General features: G+C 69.4%; 9 protein-coding genes. 6 read left to right on the top strand and 3 right to left on the bottom strand.

Annotated features, from left to right (window positions below; translation table 11 throughout):
* On the top strand, positions 1–1171 hold a 1171-nt coding region (locus RIF93_RS17060; protein WP_309092651.1), incomplete at its 5' end, for an ATP-binding cassette domain-containing protein.
* Here RIF93_RS17060 and RIF93_RS17055 read toward each other — a convergent pair.
* Positions 1168–2172 carry a glycerophosphodiester phosphodiesterase family protein gene (locus RIF93_RS17055; RefSeq protein ID WP_309092650.1) on the bottom strand — a complete coding sequence of 335 codons (1005 nt, stop codon included), beginning with the start codon at positions 2170–2172 and terminating at the stop codon, positions 1168–1170. The genes RIF93_RS17060 and RIF93_RS17055 overlap by 4 nt on opposite strands.
* A 17-nt stretch (positions 2173–2189) precedes the next feature.
* Positions 2190–2987 carry an inositol monophosphatase family protein gene (locus RIF93_RS17050; protein WP_309092649.1) on the bottom strand — a complete coding sequence of 266 codons (798 nt, stop codon included), beginning with the start codon at positions 2985–2987 and terminating at the stop codon, positions 2190–2192.
* Between the two features lie 75 nt (positions 2988–3062).
* Here RIF93_RS17050 and RIF93_RS17045 point away from each other — a divergent pair, with 75 nt between their 5' ends.
* The gene (locus RIF93_RS17045; protein WP_309092648.1) at positions 3063–3482 is read left to right on the top strand and encodes a GFA family protein; all 420 of its coding nucleotides are present in this window, start codon (positions 3063–3065) and stop codon (positions 3480–3482) included.
* Here the strand turns inward: RIF93_RS17045 and thiE are convergent.
* Positions 3479–4129 carry a thiamine phosphate synthase gene (thiE, locus tag RIF93_RS17040; RefSeq protein ID WP_309092647.1) on the bottom strand — a complete coding sequence of 217 codons (651 nt, stop codon included), beginning with the start codon at positions 4127–4129 and terminating at the stop codon, positions 3479–3481. The two genes, RIF93_RS17045 and thiE, sit on opposite strands and share 4 nt — an antisense overlap.
* 211 nt (positions 4130–4340) lie before the next feature.
* On the opposite strand from thiE, the gene RIF93_RS17035 reads away from it, so the two are divergent.
* The 4 genes from RIF93_RS17035 to RIF93_RS17020 form a co-directional block, all read left to right on the top strand.
* Positions 4341–4526: a (2Fe-2S)-binding protein gene (locus tag RIF93_RS17035; protein ID WP_309092646.1), complete on the top strand. Its 186-nt coding sequence runs from the start codon at positions 4341–4343 to the stop codon at positions 4524–4526.
* Positions 4527–4679: 153 nt separating this feature from the next.
* Positions 4680–5165, top strand: coding sequence for a bacterioferritin (gene bfr, locus RIF93_RS17030; RefSeq protein WP_309092645.1), 486 nt, complete (start codon positions 4680–4682; stop codon positions 5163–5165).
* A gap of 71 nt (positions 5166–5236) precedes the next feature.
* Positions 5237–6886 carry an MFS transporter gene (locus RIF93_RS17025; protein WP_309092644.1) on the top strand — a complete coding sequence of 550 codons (1650 nt, stop codon included), beginning with the start codon at positions 5237–5239 and terminating at the stop codon, positions 6884–6886.
* 14 nt (positions 6887–6900) lie between these two features.
* On the top strand, positions 6901–7197 hold a 297-nt coding region (locus RIF93_RS17020), incomplete at its 3' end, for an SDR family NAD(P)-dependent oxidoreductase (protein WP_309092643.1).

Genomic DNA, 7197 nt, shown 5'->3' with positions numbered 1-7197 from the left:
CCAGTTCGCCGGCGCGGTCGGCTACGCCGGCGAGAGCCTCGATGCGCTGGAGACCGTCCAGGCCTTCGGGCGCGAGAAGGCGGCGGCCGCGGTGTTCGGCCAGGCGGTGGAGCAGGCCTTCCGTCTGTCCGTGCGGCGGATGACCGCGCGCGCGATCATGACGGCCCTGGTCATCGCCCTGGTCTTCGGCGGCATCGTCGGTGTCTTCTGGCTGGGCGTGAACGCCGGCCTGCGCGGGGAGATGAGCTGGGGCGCGCTCTTCCAGTTCGCCTTCCTCTCGGTGATGGCTGCGGGCTCCGTCGGCGCGCTCGGCGAGACCTGGGGCGACGTGCAGAAGGCGGCCGGGGCCATGGAGCGCGTGGGCGAGCTCATGGACGCCCGTCCCGGCGTCGCCGCCCCGGCAAACCCGCGTCCGCTGCCGACGCCGGCGCGCGGCGAGTTGGCCTTCGAGAACGTCAGTTTCGCCTATCCGGGGCGCGAGGACCTGCCGGCGCTGAAGGGTTTCTCCCTGCACGTGCGCCCCGGCGAGCTGGTGGCCCTGGTCGGCCCCTCGGGCGCCGGCAAGAGCACCGTCTTCCGCCTGCTGCTGCGCTTCTACGATCCGCAAGCGGGCCGTGTACTGCTCGACGGAGTCGACCTGCGGGACGCCGATCCCGCCGCGGTTCGCGCCCGCATGGCGCTCGTCGCTCAGGAGTCGCCGCTGTTCTCGGGCTCGGCGTTGGAGAACGTCCGCTTCGGCCGTGCGGACGCCTCGGACGAGGATGTGCGCGCCGCCATCGCCGCCGCCCATGCCGAAGGCTTCATCGCCGCCCTGCCGCAGGGCTTCGACACCCCGGTCGGCGAGCGCGCCCGCAGCCTGTCGGGCGGCCAGCGCCAGCGCCTGGCCATCGCCCGCGCCCTGGTCCGGGAAGCGCCGGTCCTGCTGCTCGATGAGGCGACCAGCGCGCTGGACGCCGAGAACGAGCGCCTGGTGCAGCAAGCCCTCGACCAGGCCATGGAGGGCCATACCACCCTGGTGATCGCCCATCGCCTCGCCACCGTGCTGAAGGCCGACCGGATCGTCGTGATGGACGAAGGCCGGGTGGTGGAAGAGGGCACGCACGACCAGCTCGTGGCTCGAAAGGGCCTCTACGCCCGGCTCGCCTCGCTCCAGTTCGGTGCGGCGGCCTAGGGCCTCGCCGCCACCGCCAGCGCCGGGAAGTCGCTGAACACACCATCGACGCCGGCGGCGTAGAGCGCCTTCACGAGCGCCGCGGCGTGGCCGTGAGCCGCCGGTCCCCCTGGGCGCTGCAGGCTCTTCGGCAGGAAGTGGTTTTCGGCCCGCACCGTCCAGGGGTGCACCTGCAGGCCGGCGGCCTGCGCCCAGCCCACCAGGCCGGTGGGTGCGCCAAGCGCTCCATCGTTCACGGGCAGCACCAGCGGCCACTCCGGACCTAGCCCCTCGGCGAACGCGGCGATCGCCTTCACGCCCGCCTCGCTGCGCGCGTCCACCGGCGCCGGGCCCTGGCCGACCAGCATCACGCGGCGGGCCTTCGAAAGCTTGCCGAACGCCTTCAGCGGCTCGGGCTCGAAACACTGGACGAAGACCTTGGCCGAGCGACTGTTCAGTCCGGCGCGCTTCAGCGCGTCCGCCAGCCGCGGCTCCAGCGACAGCCCCAGGCCCGAGAAGTAGGTCGGATGCTTCATCTCCGGGTAGACGCCGACGCCCTTGGCCCTGGCGAGTTTCACCACCTCCTCGAACGTCGGGATGGCGTCCCGGCCGTCGAACTTGGCGCTGCCCGGCCGAAGGTGCGGCAGCCGCTCGCGGGCCCTCAGCGTCTTAAGCTCGGCCAGCGTGAAATCTTCGGTGAACCAGCCGGTCACCTGCTCGCCGTCGATGGTCTTCGTCGCCTTGCGGCCGGCGAACTCGGGCCGGTTGGCCACGTCGGTCGTGCCGCCAATCTCGTTCTCGTGACGGGCGACCAGATGGCCGTCCTTGGTGGGAACGAGGTCCGGCTCGATGAAGTCGGCGCCCTGTTCGATGGCCAGTTCATAGGCCATCAGCGTGTGCTCGGGCCGCTCGCCGCTTGCGCCGCGGTGGGCGATGACGATCGGGCGCTTCGGCTTGGCGAAGGCCGGCCCCGTGATCGAGGCAGCCAGTCCGGAAAGGGCGATGGTGCGGCGGGTGATCATGCCCGCCAGCTTGGCCCTTATTTCGCAGCCTGCAACCGTTCGAGCAGCAGGGGGTGGATGTCGAGGTTGCCGGCCACGATCGAACCGGCCTTCAGGATGTCCTCACCGCCTTCGGCGTCGGTCACCTTGCCGCCCGCCTCCGTGACCAGCAGCATCCCGGCCGCCAGGTCCCAGGCCTTCAGGTCGCGCTCCCAGTAGCCGTCGTAGCGCCCCGCCGCGACCCAGGCGAGATCGAGCGCCGCCGAGCCGAAGCGGCGAACACCCGCAACGCGCTGGGTGATCTGGTGCAGCTCCTTCAGGAACCGGGCGTGCTGGCCGTGGCCCAGGAACGGGATGCCGGTCGCCAGGACCGACTCGTCCAGCCGCTGGCGGGCGGCGACGCGCAGGCGCTTGTCGTTGACGTAGCAGCCCTTACCCTTCTCGGCCCAGAACAGCTCGTTGGTGGCGGGATTGTAGGTGACGGCCGCCACGACGCCCGCGCCTTCGCGCTCGAGCGCGATGTTGATGGCGAAGTGCGGGATCGCGTGCAGGAAGTTCGTCGTGCCGTCCAGCGGGTCGACGATCCAGGTGTGGGTCTTGTCGGTCCCCTCGATCATGCCGCGCTCTTCGCCCCAGAAGCTGTAGCCGGGGCGGGCCTTCGTGAGGGCTTCGAACAGCACCTGCTCGGCCTTCAGGTCGGCGGCGGAGACGAAGTCGGCGGGCGCCTTCTTGGCCACCTGCAGCTCGGCGATTTCGCCGAAGTCACGGTTGAGCCCGCGCGCGGCCTTGCGCGCAGCGTCGCTCATCACTTTCAGGAGGGCCGATTGGGCGATCACGTGTCAAAGATCTCGGAGGGTCTTAAGGGCGCCGGAACCTAGAGGCGCGGCCCCGGCAAGGCAAGGACAGCGGCGATGAGTGCGGCGAAGGTGCGGGAAGCGGCGTGCGCCTGCGGAGGGCTGAAGGTCGTCGTGCGAGGTGATCCGGCGCTGGTGTCCACCTGCTGCTGCCAGCAGTGTCAGAGGCGCACGGGGAGCTTCTACGGCGTCACCCTCTTCTTCGAGGCGGACCAGGTGGTCGAGCGGCAGGGCGCCGAGAGCGTCTTCCGGCGGACCGGCGAGAGCGGCAAGCCGCTGGACTTCCGCTTCTGCCCCAGCTGCGGCGCCACGGTCTGGTGGACGGCCGGGGCGCGTCCCGGACGGGTGATGGTGGCCGGCGGCGCGTTCGCCGATCCCACCCTCCCGCCGCCGGAACGGGTCATCTGGACCGAGCACCGGCACCCCTCGGTGTGCGTGCCCGACGGCATCCCGGAATATCCGAGAGCGCCGACCTAGCCCCGCTCGGCCACGCCCGCTTCGATCTCGCGGTTGAAGGCGGCGACGGCGGCCGCGGGACCGTCGCCGTAGCTCCACACTCCGGCCGAGACGGCCAGGAAGTCCGCGCCTGCGCGGGCGAGCTCGCGGGCGGTTTCGACCGTGATGCCGCCGATCGCCACGCACGGGACCTCCATCGTCTCTTGCCAGATCGACAGGATCTCGGGTTCGGCGCGGGTCTTTGGGTCCTTCGTCGTGGTAGGGAAGAACGCGCCGAAGGCGACATAGTCGGCCCCGGCCTCCGCGGCTTCCATGGCGAGGTGCCGGCTGTCGTGACAGGTGACGCCCACGATCTTGTCCCGGCCCACCGCTCGGCGCGCCTCGGCGTAGGACGCGTCCTCTTGGCCGACGTGCACCCCGTCGCAGCCTAGGCGGGCGGCGAGGTCGGGTCGGTCGTTCAGGATCAGGGCCACGCCGCGCGCAGCGGCGATCGGCAGCAGGGCGTCGACGGCGCCCGCGATAATCTCGTCGGGAACGTCCTTCAGCCGGACCTGCAGGGCGGCGACGTCGCCGGCGTCCAGCGCATGCGCCAGGCTGCGCCCGAAGCCGGCCAGATCGTCCAGCCTGGGCGGTGTGATCAGGTAAAGGCGGCAGAGCGGTTCGGCCATGGCGCCCTAGAGCCTACTTCAGCAGCGCCTTCAAGATGTAGGCGACGCCTCCGCTCGGAAGCGATTTCGTGCGATCTGCGTTGGAAGCGTGAGCGCGGCCGTTGTTGCAGAAACCGAACGGCCAGGCCCTGCGAATGACTTGCAAAAGCGTTCGCATGTGGTTAGATCGAAGTCAGGCAGAAGCCAAGTCGGCAGGAGCGTGCGCGCCCACATGTACGTGTGCAATTGCAACGGCATCCGCGAGCGTGACGTGCGTGCGGCCATCGCGGCCGGCGCCACCCGGCCCGCCCAGATCTTCAAGGCGTGCGATTCCACCGCCCAGTGCGCGCGCTGCGTCTGCGACATGCGCAAGATGCTGGACGAGGAGCGCGAGGTCCTGCGCTACGCCGCCGAATAGGCCGGATTCCGCCGCTTTTTCAGCGACCGAAAGTCATTCGCAGCGAAAACTGCAGATTTCTCGGCAACCGCAAATCACTTGCAGACATAGGCTTTGACCGCGTGCGCCGGCGCGGGCATTTCCGCCTGCATTGACCTGGACGGAGGCTCAGCGATGCAAGGCGACAAGGCGATCATCCGGCTCTTGAACGCGGTGCTCACCAATGAGCTGACGGCGATCAACCAGTACTACCTGCACGCCCGCATGTACGAGAACTGGGGCTTCGCCAAGCTGGGCAAGATCACCTACGAAGAGTCGATCGGCGAGATGAAGCACGCCGACAAGCTCATCAAGCGCATCCTCTTCCTCGACGGCCTGCCGAACCTCCAGGACCTGCACAAGCTGTCGATCGGCGAGACGGTGGCCGAGAGCCTGACGGCCGACCTGGCGCTGGAGACCGGCGGCCGGGTGACCCTGATCGAGGGGATCAAGCAGTGCGAGGCCGCGGCCGACTTCATCTCGCGCGAGGTGCTGACCGAGATCCTGTCCGACACCGAGGAGCACATCGACTTCCTCGAGACCGAGCTCTCCCTGCTGAAGAGCCTGGGCGAGGCGAACTACCTCCAGCGCGCCACGGGCGAACTCGGCGAAAAGGACTGACGAGGCAGGCGTTGCCAGCCTGACCATTCCGCCCCTACGGTCCTGCCCAACAAGATTTCGGGAGGGCGAGGATGGCGACGGCGGAGGCGGCTCCGGCGCGGGGCGGCAATGCGATGGTGATCGCGGGCGCGTCCGTGGGCACCGTGTTCGAGTGGTACGACTTCTACCTCTACGGCTCGCTCGCCACCTTCATCACCGCGCACTTCTTCTCCGGCGTGAACGAGGTCACGGGCTACATCTTCGCCCTCCTGGCCTTCGCCGCGGGTTTCGCGGTTCGGCCGTTCGGGGCCATCGTGTTCGGGCGGCTGGGAGACCTCTGGGGACGTAAGAACACCTTTCTGGTCACCATGCTGCTCATGGGGCTGTCGACCTTCGTCGTGGGCCTGCTGCCCAGCTACGCGACGATCGGCGTCGCCGCTCCCATCCTGCTGATCGTCATGCGCCTGGTGCAGGGCCTGGCGCTTGGCGGCGAGTACGGCGGCGCCGCCACCTATGTCGCGGAGCATTCGCCGCCGGGCAAGCGCGGCCTCTACACCAGCTGGATCCAGATCACCGCCACGGCCGGGCTCTTCCTCAGCCTCGTCGTCATCCTGCTGGTCCGCACGCAGCTGGGCGAGGAGGCCTTCCGCGCCTGGGGCTGGCGCATCCCGTTCCTGGTCTCGATCCTGCTCTTGGGCGTCTCGCTGTGGATCCGCCTGAAGCTGAACGAAAGCCCCGTGTTCCAGAAGATGGTGGACGAGGGGAAGACCACGAAGAAGCCCCTGGCCGAGAGCTTCGGCCGCTGGAGCAACCTGAAGCTCATCATCCTGGCGCTGGTCGGCCTCACCGCCGGCCAGGCGGTGGTCTGGTACACCGGCCAGTTCTACGCCCTGTTCTTCCTCGAGCGGATGCTGAAGGTCGACGGCGCCCAGGCCAACACCCTGGTCGCCATATCGCTCGCGCTGGCCACACCGTTCTTCATCGTCTTCGGCTGGCTGTCCGACAAGGTGGGCCGCAAGCCGATCATCCTGGCGGGCTGCCTGCTGGCGGCGCTGACCTACTTCCCGATCTTCAAGGCGCTGACCGCCGCGGCCAATCCGCAGCTGGCGGCGGCCACGGCCAGCGCGCCGGTGACGGTGGTGGCCGACCCGGCCGACTGCTCGTTCCAGTTCGACCCGGTCGGCAAGACTGCCTTCACTAGCTCTTGCGACGTGGCCAAGTCGGCGCTCGCCAACGCCGGCGTTTCCTACGTCAACCAGGCGGCGCCCGCCGGCAGCCCGGCCAGCATCCGCATCGGCGGCGACACCTTCGCCAGCTTCGATGGCCGCGGGCTGGCGAAGGCCGAGTTCGACGCCCGCAAGAAGGCCTGGACCGCCGAACTGGGCGAACACCTGAAAGCCGCCGGCTATCCCGCCAAGGCCGACCCAGCCCGGGTGAACAAGCCCTTGGTCGTCGGCCTGCTGTGGCTGCTGGTGCTGTACGTGACCATGGTCTACGGCCCGATCGCCGCGGCCCTGGTGGAGATGTTCCCGGCCCGGATCCGCTACACCTCGATGTCGCTGCCCTATCACCTGGGCAACGGCTGGCTGGGCGGCTTCCTGCCCACGACCGCCTTCGCCATGGTCGCCGCAACCGGCAACATCTACTTCGGCCTCTGGTACCCCATCGCGGTGGCGGCGGTGACCTTCGTCGTCGGCCTGTTCTTCATCCGTGAGATGCGCGGGAACGACATCGAGGCCTGACGCGTCATGGCGGCATGGCGGAGTTCGAAGGCAAGGTAGCGCTCGTCACCGGCGCGGCGACGGGCATCGGCGAGGCTGTTGCAGAACGTCTTTCGGCGGGCGGCGCGGCAGTCGCGCTCGTCGGCCACGACCGCACCGGCCTGGAGGCGGTGGCCGCGCGCCTGGAACGTGCGCTGGCGATCGAGGCCGACGTTCGAGACGAGGCCGCGATGCGCGCGGCGGTCCAGGCCACGGTCGAGCGGTTCGGCGCCCTTCAGCTGGCGGTGAACAATGCAGGCCTCACCGGGCCCCACGGGGTCATGATCGAGGAT

Origin of the sequence: Phenylobacterium sp. (assembly GCF_031181185.1) — a bacterium.
GTDB lineage: Bacteria > Pseudomonadota > Alphaproteobacteria > Caulobacterales > Caulobacteraceae > Phenylobacterium.
This window is presented reverse-complemented; position numbering and strand designations above follow the sequence as displayed.